11 protein-coding genes are annotated in these 16860 nt (G+C 60.8%); 2 read left to right on the top strand and 9 right to left on the bottom strand.

The annotated features are described in order from the left end of the window. Positions 1-6 precede the first annotated feature (6 nt). Positions 7-270 (top strand): hypothetical protein, encoded by a 264-nt coding sequence (locus ACMDCM_RS04155; RefSeq protein WP_412774661.1) that lies wholly within the window; start codon positions 7-9, stop codon positions 268-270. 107 nt (positions 271-377) lie between these two features. Continuing rightward, positions 378-1477 (top strand): IS3 family transposase gene (locus tag ACMDCM_RS04150; protein WP_412774660.1). Its coding sequence is split into 2 segments (ribosomal slippage): positions 378-582 and positions 582-1477, totalling 1101 coding nucleotides; the frame shifts between segments, so codons are not numbered across the junction. 1484 nt (positions 1478-2961) lie between these two features. Here the strand turns inward: ACMDCM_RS04150 and ACMDCM_RS04145 are convergent. From ACMDCM_RS04145 to ACMDCM_RS04105, 9 genes are all read right to left on the bottom strand, one after another. Next, positions 2962-3237: a DUF1488 family protein gene (locus tag ACMDCM_RS04145; RefSeq protein WP_412772387.1), complete on the bottom strand. Its 276-nt coding sequence runs from the start codon at positions 3235-3237 to the stop codon at positions 2962-2964. Between the two features lie 490 nt (positions 3238-3727). Next, positions 3728-4090 carry a DUF768 domain-containing protein gene (locus tag ACMDCM_RS04140; protein WP_412772386.1) on the bottom strand — a complete coding sequence of 121 codons (363 nt, stop codon included), beginning with the start codon at positions 4088-4090 and terminating at the stop codon, positions 3728-3730. Positions 4091-4152: 62 nt separating this feature from the next. After that, positions 4153-4374, bottom strand: coding sequence for a hypothetical protein (locus ACMDCM_RS04135; protein ID WP_412772385.1), 222 nt, complete (start codon positions 4372-4374; stop codon positions 4153-4155). A gap of 60 nt (positions 4375-4434) precedes the next feature. After that, complete coding sequence (locus ACMDCM_RS04130; protein WP_412772384.1) at positions 4435-4695, bottom strand: hypothetical protein; 261 nt, start codon at positions 4693-4695, stop codon at positions 4435-4437. A gap of 248 nt (positions 4696-4943) precedes the next feature. Next, the gene (locus ACMDCM_RS04125) at positions 4944-5087 is read right to left on the bottom strand and encodes a hypothetical protein (protein WP_412772383.1); all 144 of its coding nucleotides are present in this window, start codon (positions 5085-5087) and stop codon (positions 4944-4946) included. Between the two features lie 1368 nt (positions 5088-6455). Beyond that, complete coding sequence (locus ACMDCM_RS04120) at positions 6456-6632, bottom strand: hypothetical protein (RefSeq protein WP_412772382.1); 177 nt, start codon at positions 6630-6632, stop codon at positions 6456-6458. A gap of 367 nt (positions 6633-6999) precedes the next feature. Beyond that, positions 7000-7404, bottom strand: coding sequence for a hypothetical protein (locus tag ACMDCM_RS04115; RefSeq protein WP_412772381.1), 405 nt, complete (start codon positions 7402-7404; stop codon positions 7000-7002). Then, positions 7370-15904: a GH36-type glycosyl hydrolase domain-containing protein gene (locus tag ACMDCM_RS04110; protein ID WP_412772380.1), complete on the bottom strand. Its 8535-nt coding sequence runs from the start codon at positions 15902-15904 to the stop codon at positions 7370-7372. The genes ACMDCM_RS04115 and ACMDCM_RS04110 overlap by 35 nt, the downstream gene beginning before the upstream one ends. A 326-nt stretch (positions 15905-16230) precedes the next feature. Then, the gene (locus ACMDCM_RS04105) at positions 16231-16599 is read right to left on the bottom strand and encodes a hypothetical protein (RefSeq protein ID WP_412772379.1); all 369 of its coding nucleotides are present in this window, start codon (positions 16597-16599) and stop codon (positions 16231-16233) included. Positions 16600-16860 lie beyond the last annotated feature (261 nt).

The raw sequence follows: 16860 nt of genomic DNA, 5'->3' as shown, positions 1-16860 counted from the left end.
ATTCCCATGATCGACGACGACCCGGAAATTGAAGAGTCGCCGCTGTGCGGTGAAGTCACGCGCGACGGCGTAACCGTGCGCATCGAGATCTATCGGCTCGTTGAGGGAGACGAAAGCTGGACGCTTGAAGTCATAGACCATGAAGGCGGATCGACCGTTTGGGACGATCGGTTTGCTACCGACAGGGATGCATACGCCGAATTTTATCGGACGCTGGAGACCGAGGGCATCCGCTCATTCTTAGAGCAATCATCCGATGCGACGAAGTAACCTCGGGTCGCTCGTCAGCCCGACAAGCCTATCGGCCGGTCAGGATAGATAAACAATTACGCATTATTCGAAGCGCGGGTTATCCGGCGATAGCTTGAGCTGAGCGGCTGATCAAGCAGCGCGGCGTCTCGTATGCGCAGGCCGCAGAAGACCTTCATCCGACGCAGTTGCGCGATTGGGTGAAGAAATTTGCGGATGATCCGCAGCATGCATTCCCCGGCCACGGCCAGATGAAGCCGGAGCAGTTGGAGATCGCGCAGCTCAAGCGCGAGGTCGCCAAGCTGAAGGCCGAACGGGACATCCTAAAAAAAGCCGCGGCCTACTTCGCGAAGGAATCGACGTGAAGTTCGGTTTTATTGCGAAGCACCGGGGGATCTGGCCGACGGAATGGTTGTGCGGGGCGCTCGGTGTCTCGCGGGGTGGATTTTATGCGTGGCTAACACGGCCGCGTAGTCGGCGAAGCCGGAACGACGAAGAGCTCGGCGCGAAGATTTGTGCCAGCTTCCTTGCGAGCGATCGGACCTATGGCGCCAGGCGTGTGTGGCACGATCTGCTCGCCGAAGGGGTGGCCTGCGGGCTGCACCGGATCGAACGATTGATGCGGCTACAGGCCCTCCGGGCGCGCCCGCGACGGCGGCGCCTGCCGGCTGATCCAGGTGAGCGGCAGGCGACCACTGTCGCTGCCAACGTTCTCGATCGCAGCTTCGATGCAGCAGCCCCGAACCGCAAATGGATTGCAGACTTTACTTATGTCTGGACGGCAGAGGGATGGCTCTATGTGGCCGCTGTGATCGACCTGTTCTCCCGCCGGGTAGTTGGCTGGTCGATGAACACGGCAATGACCACTCAGCTCGTGGCCGATGCACTGATGATGGCGATCTGGCGGCGCGGCAAACCGGACGCTCTGCTGCATCATTCCGATCGTGGCAGCCAATATACCAGTGAACAGTTCCAGAGATTGTTGGTCGATCACGGCGTTGTCTGTTCAATGAGCCGATCGGGCAACGTCTGGGACAACGCAGCGATGGAGAGCTTCTTCTCGTCGTTGAAGACCGAGCGAACAGCGCGCAAGATGTACCGATCACGCAACGAGGCCAAGGCCGATGTGTTCGATTACATCGAGCGTTTCTACAATCCAAAACGGCGGCACTCGACGATCGGATACATGAGCCCTATGGAGTTCGAGCGGAAGGCTGGTTTAGCTTAAGCGGGTGTCAACCGAACCGGGTGCAGCTCAAGCCGTGATGCATAATGCCAGAAGGCATTTTAAAACAGCGAAATGATTGAGGCGCTGTCATTTGCCGATGTTTAGTCTGGCCTTAGCCCCAAGCGGACGTCTTTAATCTGATAGGAGACCGAAATATTATCCGAGTCTTCGGCGCGCTTTTCCCATTTTTGTGCTTCCGCGAGCCAGTAGCCACGCCGGTTAGTATTAGTCTCGGCTTTCTCGTGACATACCGCAGCCTCCGCCCGGCACGCAATGTAGCGATTCATTTTCGCGGTCATTTCGGAGTCTCCAAGCCCGGCGATGATAGCCCCTCAGTCGTGCGAGAGGCGGTCTCTGCCCGCCGCGCTCTGCGGATAAGCCGGTCGCGTCGAACGCCTGGCTGGGTCCCCATTGCCTCTTTACGCAGGCGCTGCGCGTCTTCGTTCAGGCGTTGATAAAGCGTTCTGGGGTTCTGCGGAAAGCGAGGTTGTGTCTGCATGGCGTGGTTCCCTTGTTAGCCGAAGGCTGAAGCGCAATACTCTTTGTCAGGTGAATGCCCCTGGGTCAGAGGTGACGTGGAGCGCTCAGAAAGCCGCATGTGCGGTTCATTATGCGACTTTTGCGGCGGGGAAGCCGAATCAGGGAGGCTTCGTTAGTCGCCCCGAACGGCTTCCGTTGTCCACCAAGCATTGCACTTAGAGCAGCGCCATTTGTTGGTGATGACGTGGAGCGAATATTGCGAGTTCACAGGTGCTGTCACAATATATCCGCAAGCGCACGTATCAGTTCCCTCAGGGCGCGATCTTCGGATAGGCAATTCACGAGGGACGCGGCTTGCCCATCTGCCGCTCGGATTTTCTCTGAAGATGATTCGGATAGACCATCGCATACATGGCTGGCTCCCTTTGTGGGGCGGGAGCAAAGGAGCGTCTCCCTGTCGCCAGTGCCTGTTATAATTATTTATAATTATAGTGTCTGACGATCATTTGTATATGGGTACTCCAGCCGACCATAACCAGAGCCGCGCAACTGAAATCCAAAAAGAAATCGGCCTTCAAATTAGGATACTGGGGCTCAAATACGACAGTGCCCTTGACTAATCGTACACTGACAAATCCAAACAACCTGTCGCTAGCGTTCTGAGGGCGGCGTGATGGGCTGGCGCTCGCAAGAGAATTACGAACTGACGAACGAACGCGACTTCAATGCCTGCCGTGGCGTGATCGAAAGATCATTCAACGGGCGGGATGGGTTGCCGCGCTAGCGATCGTATTAGCCTGCATCATGGCCGGCCATTTCAAGTGACGCATGGCCGACGTCACCTATTATTTGGCGCTTCCGTTCACCGCCGCAGACGCCGGCGTTGCACCTGGTGAAGCTGTAGAGTGTAAGAGTGCGTCTACTGCCACGCGACGGCTCACCTATTCGCCTAAATTAACGAATTCAAATAAGGGTCTTTAAACCGGATCCGCCGTCGCGGAGCGTCAGCGAAAGTCGGTGGTGCGCAGGATGAGACCGGGTGGCGTGCCCTCGAATTCCGACATCTGAAACTTGCGGATCGCGCAATCCTCGATCCGGTCGCGTAATCGCTCGAACTGCGCCGCGCGCTGGGCAGGCGCGACGCGCCCGGATTTTTCGAGGCTGTCGAGCGCGTCGGTGCTGATGGCGCAGGCGATTTCCACCTTGTCGCTCATCATCGAGAACAGAACGACCATCCGATCGTATTCAAACCTACCAAAGGTTCCGCGCGTCAGCGTCATGACATTGTTTCCTTCCCTGTAGCGAGCGCACCGGATATCCCATGCCATACGTGTCACGTTCGGCGCGGACGCGCTGGTGAAAGACGTATTACCACGTGGTCCAGGTATCACCCTTCCAATAACCTCGCCCGGCATGTTCACGGAAGATGACATGCGGCGCGGCGAGCCAACTATCGTCGTGAATGAAGACCCTCGCGTCTGGCGGGTAGCTGTATTGCTCCTGCGTATGCCAGCACACGTTTCCGGTACATACAATCGCCGCCGAGGCCGCCAAGAAACTAAAAGCCAGAGCGCCGGTTCCAGCAGCTAGGGTCAAGAGAACTTTGCGCATAGAAGTCATCGGACACTCCTTCAGTCGATAAATGCACTGCGCACCAACTTGATATTGCGAGACCTCGGTTCCCAACCCGGAGCGACCCGCCGACATGGGGCACTACTGGCATACAACGGGTCGGCTGGCCGCGCCTTTTCTGGTTCAATAGTTTTGCGGTTAGCGCGATTCGAACCTGGACTTGCTAGGCTGCGTCACGCTTACGGGATCGGATGCCGGAAAGGTATCAATCAATCCTTCTTCCAGCTGTTGATCGATGCGTCGGATATTGGCCCGATCCATATCTCTCACGCCTATGGCCAAATCGTCGTTTACCCGTTTGATCTGCCAGTGAACGTACTCGATGATATCGCCGAACTCAGCTTCGATATCGCTAGCTGATATGCCCTCCGTTTGAGCCATCTCAACGCACTTGCGAACAAGCGCCTTAGCAAGCCTGGTATCCCCCTTCGGCTGGTAACCCTCAGCGCGGATGTGAGACTGAACCCAAAAGTCAACGAATGTACGAACCTTATCGCCCAAAGCGCCCTCCATTCGTTACCAGGCGAGCAAGCGTGAAGCGCGACGCTGTCGTCTATCTAATGCTAATCATTGAGATTTATCTCGAGGATTCCAGCCTCGGGTGATCGAAAACAATAAAAGCGCAGCGCGCCACCATCTGAAGTCGATCGGAACACCACCTGGTCATCACCATTCCACTGGCTGAGCTCTGCCACTAAATCATGGACGGTTAGCAGCTTCTCGGTATCTGGGGCGTTCCTGACGGGGGGCAAACCGCCTGGGCTCACTTCGTTATCGCGATTCATGACCAAACAACTCCGATATCCATTCTCAGCCGGCCCCGCAGCGGACAAGCCCTCGCATAGCTAGGCTACCGCGTCTATTCGCAACGCTTCTTTCAGATCATCGGGGTCAATATCGAACGATTCGATCGTTAAACGCCCTCTGAGCGAATGGGTGGCTCTGAAGGATGTTGCTATCCGGCGGAATGCGAGGAACGACAAACCTTCGATTTCCTCCTCGTCGGTTACAACCTCATAGGTACCAGGCGGAAACGGTCGATCGATGCCGTCGATGCAGAAGCTATGTTTGAAAACGACGGAGTCTCGACGGGATCTGACGGTCATAACGCTCTCCAATCACGTTGAAGTGGAAGCTCCGAAGAAGGCTACCTCCGCAACTCTCGATCACGAGATTCGATCCCAGTCACCAACGCACATGACGGAGCCCAGAATTATTAGCCCAAGGAACAGAGGAACAACGATTGGCGGAACAAGCCAGTCTCTAACGCGGGATGGTATTTGAATTGACAGGACAACTTCCTGAAAAGAAAACCCGGCATGTGCCGGGCTCCACCTCGTCATCTAAGGACAAGCTATTTCTGCTTTGGACCATCCGGCGGAGGCTTGCTGTCGCTCGCGTTGTCTTGAACGGCAGGTTTGGCGTCGCTCGGAGAGGCGGTCTTCGGGTCTTCCTTGGTCTTCGGGGCTTCGTTCGAAGCGATCGGTGTGTCGGACACTGGTGTTTCCTTTCCGGAAACGAACCTAAACCTTATTTTCTAGGCGCTCTACAGAGGTGGGACCTGAACTGGTGATTACAATGGGAACCCGCGACAATAAGAATTATAGTTCGGATACGAAACTGCTCGTGGCCCGTGATTATAAGGCCTGGATCCGAAAAATTTTTTGACAGTGGAATCCAGTATCGGAAAGACCACCGCGAGGCGCAGAGTTCCGGGATGCCCACGTTGATGGACGACTAGGAACACTGCATTGGATTGCCCCTCCGTGATAGTGTGATCTTGGGTCCGCTCCCGGACTGGAGGACTGAACCATGGCTAAAGGTGAGCAACGCGGAAACCGCGAAGTAAAGAAACCGAAGAAGGAAAAGCCGAAAGTGATTGCGGCGGCTCCAAGTATGAAGAGCCTAATGCAATCCGAGCCTACAAAGACTCGTAAGAAGTAGACAAATGCTCCGAAGCCGCGTTCGGCCGCGGCTGGGCGCGGCTGTCTGTCGGAAGACCGAGCGCGATAAACCCCACCTGCTGGCCCAACATGAGATTTGAATTGGATATCCCTGAATGGTGAGTTAATGGGCTTAGTCTTGCTGACCTGAAACTTATCCTTAAGTCATCAGGATCTCACATCGGCTGTGGCAAGGCGCTGGTTTGTTCGCTAGGTGTTTCCGATCTTCGAGCGTATACTTTGGCATCACCGCGGGTCCATTGGCTTTTACCGGTGACCGAGAGACCATCGCGCACCCGCCCTTGGCCGCCGAGGAGCGAAATGGCACCGATTATCTCTCCGATTCACATTCGCCGAAGTTTTAAACCCCGATGGAGTGCTCGTCTCCCTGAGAACGCCTTTCGTTACTCGCGTCCGAAGGGGACAGACAACTGCCGCTGCGGCTACGTTGTCACGGCGCCTTCAGCGTCTTTTCATACAGCCCTATTAGTCGTCAATAAGTGGCTGTGCTCACAATGCGGAGAACGTTGGCAAACGATGGCCCGCTACGGGAGCAATGACGATGTCGAATAATCATCAGGTGCGGTTGACGGGCACTGATCAGATTCGAGATACAGCGTGTCCGACACGACAGCAGTTGTAGTTGCTGCACAGAGGTCAGTCGAGCGAAGTCCCACATTCCCTCTCTGTGAAGACGGTGCCACACGTTTGAATTGTCCGTCGTCAGACAATTTGAGACTGATCAGCGGCGCTTATAACTGGTCGGCGTATTGACGTTCACCGGCCGCAATAGGTTAACCCGCATTATCTGCGAAGGGGCCGACAGTAAGGTGTTGCTCAGCTTCACACTCCCGCCGAAGAGTCCGGGAGACGCGCGAGTACGGCCTTGCAGAAGCATGGATCGATTTGGGAAATCGAGGCGGCTACTCGTCAGCCAATCGTTCCATGAAACCGTCTGCTGCCGCTGCGACTTCCTCGATCACGGTTTGAACCGTCGGATTCGAAAGCCCCGCCGCACGGCCAGTCTTGATAAAATGCCGACGTTGAATTCCCTCAATTCTGTATTGATTGGTGGTGCCCACGGCCATCGCAAGCTTCATCTGCTTGCGCTCGATATGAGGGGCGTCGAGACTGGCTCAGCTGAAAGGACGTCATAGAGAGTCGTCAGCAGCTGCCGCCCGGTCCAAGAAAGATACTGAAATTCTTGGCGTGTCCGTCCATGGCGCTGATGAGCCAGAACAGGATTTGCGCCTTGAGTACGATCCTCCGATCTCATCAGGTGTGTCGCTGCCCTTGAGGAGGTTGAGGCACTCGGCAGCGTCCGGGAACAAGCCAAGAAGGAAGCCGAAGACAGTTTGCGACTGAAGCTATCGGAGAAGGAGGAGCAAATCCTCGCGATGCAGCGGCTGAGGAATTAAGACGTCGCGCAGAACAAGGCTCTCAGCAATTACGGGGGAGGTACTCGAACTACTCGAAGCGCTTCTGGGCAGCCGCTTCCCGCTCGATCTTCTCGAGCCAGTGACCACGGGCGAATTTGGCGGCGAGCGGACAATATCGCCTTAGGAAGCGTCCTTGATTTTCCACAAACAGTCCCGGCAGTATGAAGCCGTAGCTGAACACATAGGAATCGGCTCGTTGTCGCGGCCGATCGCCTGTTTCACCCTCGCCGGGATCTCGATGCCGAGGGTCATGCCCGAAGGTGGGAGACGTGTGATCGGCAACAGCACGACGTAGCGAGGCCTGTGCTATCGCTGACAGCAACCAAGCAAGTCGGGCGGTCCTTGCCCCGCTCTCGACACCAGCCGCTTCATGCGACCATAGATAATCGTCCTTCAAATCAGGCTGTCCGCCCAAGATGGATCGCGAGGACATGTTTTTTTCCGTCTAAGGGAATGTAAATACCCCCCCCGGTGCACTCGACAGGCGCGCCGTCGAGGACAGCCTGCACTACGTTGCGGCCAGAGCCGGACGTATTCTCGACGCGAATATCGTAATGGGTGGCGGCTGTTTTCACCGCGGCTTCGAAACCCGGCCAGGCGGACGGAATACGGGGGTCAACGACGAGAAACGCACCCTCGCGGCGAATGCCAAGAATACTCCCGACACCCGCGCGGTACATCCACGCCGCCGAGCCCGTGTACCAGGTCCACCCCCCGCGCCCCGTATGGGGGGGCACGGAGTAGACGTCGGCAGCGACCGCATAAGGCTCGACCTTGTAGCGCTCGACCTCTTCGAGAGTCCTCGCGTGGTTGATCGGGTTAACCAGCGAAAGCAGATCGGCTGCGCATGCGCTCTCCCCTAGCTTCGCGAACGCCATGATCGCCCACATGGCAGCGTGACTGTATTGCCCGCCATTTTCGCGCAGCCCCGGCGGGTAGCCCTTGATGTAGCCCGGATCGCGCGGCGTCGTGTCGAAGGGGGGCGTGAACAGGAGAGCGAGGCCGTCGTCACGGCGGATGAGATGCCGGTCGAGTGCCGCCATGGCCCGGGCGGCGCGCTCGGGATCGGCGGTTTCCGACAGGACCGCCCAGGACTGGGCGATGGAGTCGATCCGGCATTCTTCGCTCTCCTTCGAGCCGAGCCACGTCCCATCGTCGAACGTCGCCCGGCGATACCATTCGCCGTCCCAGGCCTCGCGCTCGATCGCGGCTTGGACGGAGGCGGCATGCGTCCGCCAGCGGTCGGCGCGGTCTGGATCGCGACTATCGGCGAATGGAGCAAAGAGCGCGATGGTGCGCACCAGCAGCCAGCCGAGCCATACGCTCTCGCCCTTTCCGCCCTCACCGACCCGGTTCATGCCGTCGTTCCAATCGCCCGTACCGATGAGCGGCAGACCGTGCTCGCCGGTAAGGTCGAGGCACTGGTCGAGACCACGGGCGCAATGCTCGAACAGCGACGCCTGCTCGTCTGCGATCATCGGCTGGAAGAAGGTATCGTGCTCTCCGGCGCCAAGGACCGATCCCTCCAGAAACGGCAGAACCTCGTCCAGAACGGCAGCGTCACCGGACGCGGTGATATAGGTCGCGGCAGCGAAGGCGAGCCAGACCCGGTCGTCAGAAATACGCGTGCGCACGCCCTGACCCGAATGCGGCAGCCACCAATGTTGGACGTCGCCTTCGACGAACTGCCGGGCAGCCGCGCGCAGGAGATGGCGGCGCGTCTCGTCCGGCGCGGCGAAGGACAACGCCATAGTGTCCTGGAGCTGGTCGCGGAAGCCGTAGGCGCCACTCGCTTGGTAGAAAGCCGAGCGGGCGAGCACGCGGCACGCGAGCGTCTGATAGAGCAACCACCCGTTCAGCATGAGGTCCATCGTCCGGTCTGGCGTCTTTACGCGGACCGCGCCGAGCAGAGTTTCCCAATGATCCGCCACCGACGCCAGCCCTGCGTCCAGGTCAGCTTCGCGAGTGCGGACGATCAGCGCGCGCGCGTCCTCGACCGAACCGCATTGTCCGAGCAGCCACACGATCTCGGCTGTCTCGCCTGCCCCGAGTTCGATACTCGTTGCGAGCGCAGCACAGGGATCGAGGCCGGCACCTACCGTACCGGACAGCTCCCGGCCACGGGCCAGCGCGGCCGGTGCTTCGAGCGCCCCATTATGACCGATGAATTCGGCGCGGTCGGCGGTCCAGGCCGTCTGCCGCCCGCCGAGATCAGCGAAGGCGATCCGACCGGGAAAGGCGGAGCTCCAGGGATTGCGGGCGAAAATGGCACCCGTGGCCGCATCGATCTCGGTTACGATGAACGGCGCGGAGGCGCCGCGCGACGTGCCAAGCACCCATTCTGCATAGGCGGTGACCGACAGTCGGCGCGCACGCCCGGAATTGTTGCGCAGCGTGAGACGGGAGACCTTGACCGGATCGGACAGCGGTACGAACTGCACCAGGTCGAGCGCGATGCCGTTTGCCTCGTGCTCGAAGCGGCTGTAGCCGAAGCCATGGCGCGCAACATAGAGCCCGCCGTCGCAGATGGGTTGCGCTGTCGGGCTCCAGAGGTCGCCAGTCACCTCGTCGCGGACATAGATCGCCTCGGCGACGGGGTCGGTCACCGGATCGTTCGACCATTGCGTCAACTGGTTCTCGCGGCTGTTCACGGCCCAGGTGTAGCCGGCTCCCTCCGTCGAGACCTGGAAGCCGAAACCGGAATTGGCGATCACGTTGATCCAGGGCGCGGGCGGCATGCGGGCCCCGTCGAGGACGGTCACGTATTCCCGCCCGTCCTTGTCGAAGCCGCCGAGACCGTTGAAAAATTCAAGGTTGGCTGTCGCCGCCGCCGCTGGTTGCCGGAAGGGAATTGCCGCCCTCGGATGTCGGAGCGGCAACGATCCACCCGACGGCGGTCGTATGCGCGCGAGCTGATCGGCGATGGTGCCGCGATGTGCGTGCAGGACGACACGGGCGGCCGCATGCAGCAGCGATCGGGCCTCGGCGTTCATGAGGTCGGCACGGAGGGTATAGACCGCGCCTTGCGCGGAAACGTGGCCGACGCGCGGTCGCGACTGGCTGCTGCGCACCGCGGTTTCGATCGCGATCTGCAGGTCTTGCATGTAGGAGGCGGCGTGCTCGTTGACGATGACGAGATCGACGGCGAGGCGCTTCATGCGCCAGTATTCGTGCGCGCGGAGCAACTGGGCGACCTGAGCCATGTCCTCGACATCGTTAATGCGCAGCACGACGATCGGCAGGTCGCCGGAGATGGCGTAGGGCCACAGGCTGGACTGGGCGCCCGCTCCGCGCATGATCGCCTCCGAAGGCGCCCGGAAGCGCGAGTCGGCGTAGAGGATAGGCGCCGCGAGGCGCTGGAAATCCGCCGCCTCTGTCGTCGCGATGCCGAGATGCCGAAGCTGGACCTGTCCTTGCGTCCACGCCAGGGTCTTCGCCCGGTCGAATGCGCTGCGGTCATGGTGCTTGTCGACCAGCCCCAGAAGTTCGTCTCGTGACGATGCGACAACGGTCCAGAAGGCGACCCGCGCAACCTTGCCGGCGGGTACCATCACGCGCTGCCTGAGCGAGAAGATCGGATCGAGAACCGTTCCCACCGTTTTCGAAAGCGGCTGGCCGTCCAGGATAGCGGTAGCGTCGGCAACCGAGCGGCCGCGGCCAAGGAAGCGGGCCCGATCGGTCTCATATTGCGGATCGGCGGCGACCTCGCCTTCCACGACAGCGAAATGGGCAGCCCAGAGCCGTGGCTCGTTGTTCGACCTCGGACGGCGAGTCGCGAGGAGCGCGCCGAACTCGGGAAGATGCTCGGTCTGCACGAACAGCTTGGAAAAGGCCGGATGGGCGTTGTCGGCGGCCGGCGCCGCCAGCACCACCTCCGCATAGGACGTGATTTCGATCTCGCGGGGCCGGCGTCCATTGTTGGTCAGGCTGACGCGGCGGACCTCGCCATCGTCCTCGCCTGAGACCAGGATGTCCGTGGTGGTCGTCAGGCTGCCGTCGCGATGGACGAACTGGGCATGGTCCTCGCCGAAGAAGACTTCCTCATGATCCGCACTGCCGCCGGCGGGCTGTGCACCGGCCGACCAGATCTTCCCGCTGCGGCTGTCCTTGAGAAAAAGGAACGATCCCCAGTCGTCGCGAGTCGCGTCTTCCCGCCAGCGCGTCACGGCGATGTCTTGCCAGCGGCTATAGCCCGCGCCGGTCGCGGTCAGCATCACCGCATAGCGCCCGTTCGAAAGCAGATGCGTGGCCGGCGGGCCGCCCGCCGATGGCGAAAGGCGGCGTACCGTCACGGCCTCGGTGACCGTCCCCGGAGGGGGTGACTTCACCTCCTCAGCACGGGGATGCACGATCGCAACCTCCATGGGTATGCGCTCCTGCAACAGAAGCTCGCTGGCCTTTATCATAGGCTCGCGATGGAACCTCGCGCGCATCAAGCCATCCTCCAGGGTGTTGGCGATGGCGACGATGGTCATGCCCTGGTGATGCGCCATGAACGCGCGCACGATCGCGACGTTCTCACCCGTCGGCAGACGCGAGCGGGTGAAATCGAGAGCCTCGTAAAAGCCATAGCGGCCCCGGGCACCCATCGCCGCAAGCCGGACGTAGTTCGCTTGCGCGCCCGCCGGATCGACCATGGCCGCCAGCGCCGTGGCATAGGGAGCGATCACGGCGTCCGCCGAGAGCCCGCGCTTGAGGCCGAGGCCGGGCACGCCGAAGTTGGAATATTGATAGGTGAATTCGATGTCGCGCGCGCTGTAGGCCGATTCTGAAACGCCCCAGGGAACCCCCAGGGATCGGCCATAGGCCTGCTGCCGTTTCACCACCAGACGGCCGGTCTGCCCGAGCAGACTGTCGTCGGGCGCGCGCATCACCAGCGACGGCATCAGGTATTCGAACATCGACCCCGACCAGGAAACCAGCGCCGCGCCGCCTCCGAGCGGCGTTACCGCCCGGCCGAGGCGGAACCAGTGCTGTGTCGGGACGTCGCCCTTGGCGATCGCAAACAAGCTCGCGAGCCGCGCTTCAGACGCGAGAAGGTCGTAGCAGCTTGGATCGAGGCCATTGTCGGCGAGCGAATAGCCGATCGAAAGCAGCTTCCGGTCGGGATCGAGGAGAAATGCGAAATCCATCGCCAGCGCCATTTCGCGCGCCGTATCGGCGATCCCCTTCAACCGCCCGTTCAGGGGGCGGGCGGGGTCGGCAATACCGGGACGATCGCGCAAAAGTTCGAACCCGATCCTCTTCAACGCCCCGATCCAGAACAGGAGGTCGGGTGTGTCGCGGCCCTCGGACATGGGGATGGGCATGGGCATGATGCTGCGGGCGGCCTCAGCTGCCTTTTCGGCAAGCCGGTTCAGGGAGGCGGCTATCGACTCGATCGCCTCAGCGCCGTTCAACCGGGCCTCGATCTCGTCGAGAGCGGCGATGAGCGGCTGCCCTCTGCCCCCCGCGTTCGTCGGCAGAGCGTCGGTAGCCTCGCGCGCCAGTCGGAGGGCATCCTTCATCCCGGCCCTCACATCCGGCATGCGCGCCGGATCCATCCATTCTTCGCAGGCGTTGGCGAGCGCGATCAGATGGCCGGCAAGATTGCCGCTGTCGACCGACGAGACATAGGCGGGGTCGAGCGCGCGCAGATCCTGCGTATCGTACCAGTTGAAGAAGTGACCCTTGAACCGGGCGAGCTTCCGCATCGAGCCGAGCGCCGCCTCCAGACGCTCGACGGTCTCGGTCGTTCCCGCCCAGCCGAAGTCGCGGGCGGCGACGGCGGACAGGAGATAAAGTCCGATGTTGGTGGGCGAGGTGCGGCGCGCGAGCGCGGGCTTCGGATCCTCCTGGAAGTTGTCGGGCGGCAGCATGTTGTCGTCCGGCGTCACGAACGTCTCGAAATAGCGCCAGGTGCGGCGCGCTATGAGGCGCAAGTCGGTCGCATCTGCCGACGAAATCGAAAGCCGGCGCGCGATCGGCGGCGCCCGGCTGATCCGGAAGGCGAGTGCCGGCGCGCATGCCCACAGCAGTCCGAAAGGCAGGACGAGCGGCCAGGATGCCGGGGCGGCCGCGAGCGTGAGCGCCGCCAGGGCCAAGCCGAGCGCCACGCTCCCCGCCATCTCACGATAGAAGCCGACCATGCGCAGCCGAGCCGCCGCCGTCGATTTCGCTGCCGTGGTCCATTCGAGGAGATGACGGCGAGTCACGAACAGTCGCAGCAGGGTTCTGGCGATGGCGTCTGCCGCCCGTTGCGCTTGGTCGGGCAGAAAGGAGACCGTGAGCGACGTCTGGGCGGCCGCGAGGCGGAGACTTCCGGCAAGCACGCCGAGATGGTTGCGCACGCGAAGCCCAGCACGACGTGGCAGGACTGAGAAGATGCTCGGGAGGAATGCCGGGATGGCAATGGTGGCGAGGACGAGCAGGAGCCCGATGATGGCGGCCGGCATCGGCAGCAACCAGCACAAGACGACGGCCATCAGCGTGATCGGCGCAAGCAGCGACCGTCTCAGATTGTCCAGCATCCTCCAGCGACCGAGGAGCGGCATCGCCCCGCCGCGGCCAACGATCCAGGGCAAGAGCTGCCAGTCGCCACGGACCCAACGATGCTGGCGCTTGGCAGCAACGTTGTATCGATTCGGAAACTCCTCGACGACCTCGATGTCGGACGCGAGGCCCGCGCGGGCAAAAACACCTTCGAAGAGATCGTGGCTGAGGAGGGTGTTGTCAGGCACGCGCCCGGCGAGCGCTGCCTCGAAAGCATCGACGTCATAGATACCCTTACCGGTGTAGGTGCCCTCGCCGAACAGGTCCTGGTAGACGTCGGAGATCGCCGCCGCATACGGGTCTATGCCCGCGGGACCCGAAGACACCCTTTGATAGGCGGACCCCTCGCGTCCGAGCGGTAGCGCGGGTGTGACGCGCGGCTGCATGATCGCATAGCCGGCTATGACCCTCTGCTCGCGTTGGCTGAACTGCGGCCGGTTCACCGGGTGAGCCATCTTGCCGACCATGCGGCGCGCGGCATCGCGCGGCAGTCTGGTGTCGGCATCGAGGGTGATGACGAAGCGGACATTGTCCGGAACACGAGGCGCCTGCCCCGCCACCGCCACGAAGGTTGTGTCGAGAGCCCCACGCAGAAGCCGGTTGAGTTCGTGCAGCTTGCCGCGCTTGCGCTCCCATCCCATCCACACATTCTCGCTGGCATTGAATACGCGGCGGCGATGCAGAAGGAGAAAACGGTCGCCATCCGGTCCGGGGCCATAAAGGCGGTTCAGACGTGCGATAGCCTCGGCCGCGACCCCGAGCGGATGTGCGTCACCCTCGACGATCTCCCGGTCCGCGTCGACGCCGTCCGAAAGAAGAGCGAAGGTCAGGTCCCCGCCGGAGCCGGCGAGATGATGGACTTCGAGCCGCTCGACCTGTTCCAGGAGATCGGCCTCATTGGTCAACAGCGTCGGAACGGCAACGAGCGTCCGAAACGATTTCGGGACACCCTCAGCGAGTTCGAGACCGGGCAAAATGGTCGCACCGAAGCTCCACGTGATCGCACGGTTGACCAGCGCGGTTGCCACCTCGGTCATCGGCACGAATCCCGCCACGGCAAATAAGACAACCCAGCGGGCGTCGAGGCCCGAAGCCGAAAGTGTCCATAGGCCGAGGGCCAGTAGGGCCGCGGTGACGAACAGGATGACCCCGACGTAGCCGACGACGCCGGGGCGCAGGCTGAGACGGCTGATCCGCAGTCGGGCACCCGGCCTGAAGCCGATCGTCCGTTCGAACGCACGGCGCCCCTCGGCGATCAGATGATAGCCGGGATCCCCAACTCTCTCGCGTTCCTCGGGATCATGCGCTTCCATGGCCGCTCTGGACGATACCGACAACACCTGCTCGGCGATCTTGATCTCGGTCAATAGCGAGCCGCGTGCGAGTTCCTCGATCGCGCTTCGGTAAAGATTGCGGGTCGGGAAATCCATCGCGGCAAACGCACTTCCAACGCGAAGCCGCTTATCGACGAGACTGAGGCTCTCGAACAGATCCGCCCAGTCGATGTCGGAGATCAGTCGCATGCTGGTGATAACGTTGCGGACGGAAACGTTGGACGCGCCCAGCCTGTGCTGGGCATTCTGCACGACACCCTCGATCGAGGACTCCTGCAGACAGAGTCGCTCAGCGAGCAAGCCGAGCGCGGGAGTTGTTCTCGGATCCTGATCCCTCAGGCGCTTGGCGAGTTGCGCTGCGAACACCTCCGACAGGGGCGCATTCAAACGCGCGCCGATATCAGCGTCGAGCGCGGAGTGCCCACCTCCTGATTCCAGAAGCCTGTCGGCGAGCCCGTCCGCATCCGCGCGTTCTCCGCGTCCAGCAACCATCTGGTCTGCCAATCGTCGCAGGTTCTCGATGAGGACGATGCGAAGGGTGATCGCAACGGCCCATAATTCGCCGATCGTAAGCGGCTGAACCTGCTGATAGCCTGCAATAAACCGGCGCAGTATCTCCAGATCGAAGTGACTGTCTGTGTGGGCGACAAAAGCCCAGGCCAAGCCGAATACGCGCGGATATCCGACGAACGGACCGCCCGCCAGTTTAGGCAGCTGCCGGTAGTAGCCCGGCGGCAGATCAGCTCGGATTTCGCGGATCTGCTCTTCGACCAGGTGATAGTTGTCGAGTAGCCATTCCGCCGCGGGGACCACGCCTCGGCCGCTTTCGAGATCAGAAGCGCAGATGCGATAGGCCGCCAGCAAGGCGGCGGCATTGTCACTTAACCGGGCTTGCAGAGATCTGACTAGCGGCGGTCGCGTCGTGACCTCCTGCGCTGCGGCCAAGCTTTCCGCATGCTGTTCCAGTCGTTCGATACCGAATAGTTCCTCGCGCACAGGCGCAGTGGCGTTCCACGGTGCTGGTCGAGGGCGGGACCATGGACCGCTGTGGAGGAAAGTCTGAAGCATTCGCGCCTTTCCGGCCGGCGCGGATAGCGCCGTATGCGAGGGTAGACTGTCGCCCTTTCCAGAGCGATTTATTAACAATGGCCGTAGCTGCTTTTCCGTAGACCGGATTCGTTCTTGAGAACGAAATAGAGTCAAACCCAGAACTTCACGAACGAGCTTCGCACTCGCAGCGAGCGACGCGCGGTTTCTTCGGCAAGATTCAAAATTGGCTGATCAGAAGCATTCCCAAGCAACGCCCAAGTCGAAGATGTGGCTGGCATGAAGCGGGTCCTCTCTGCCCTGAAGACCGATACGGCGAAGCGGGATGAACTCGATGAAACACACCATTAACTTGCGGCATCGACTTTAGTACGGACCCTCGTTTTCGCATTAAACACTTCCACGCGGAGCATCGGAAATTTTTCTAGAAGTTCTTCACCCGCCGCTTTGGCGGCTTGCTCATCGGCAAAGTTACCCTTGAGCTTTCCGTCCACGACCATTGCAAAACCCTCAGTCGGGATGATATCCGCGCGCTGAGCGTTCCGAGGCCGAAGCTCCTCCAACTGAGTTTCGTTCGGCTTATGCTTAAAGGTTTTCATGGCTTCCTGATTTGTTGGGATCGCGTCATTATGTGTGCACTCCCGGTGGAACGCGGATGGTGTGATTTTGGCTCTTACCGGCACGATCGTCCGGAAAAAAGGATGCCGATCCTGCATTCGCGATTCCAGCATCGCTGGCTCATATCGCGGCAGCGAGATCGTCTTGCCCGCATTCGGCGGACATGTCGCAACACCAGCTTCAGCAAGACCTAGGTGCTGCGGACGTTCAGCACGATCACTGCGACTGAGCGCCTTTATTGTGCGCTCATTCGGACCAAAATAGCCATGGCTATCTTCGGAGCGAACGCCGCACGATAAGCAAAAGACCGCCGGCTTTACGGCTGGCGATCTTCATCTCACTCCGATACCTGAGCACAC

The sequence above is a fragment of the Nitrobacter sp. genome (assembly GCF_047149785.1).
GTDB lineage: Bacteria > Pseudomonadota > Alphaproteobacteria > Rhizobiales > Xanthobacteraceae > Nitrobacter.
Note: the sequence above shows the minus strand (reverse complement) of the source record. Positions and strands in the feature narration are given on the sequence as shown.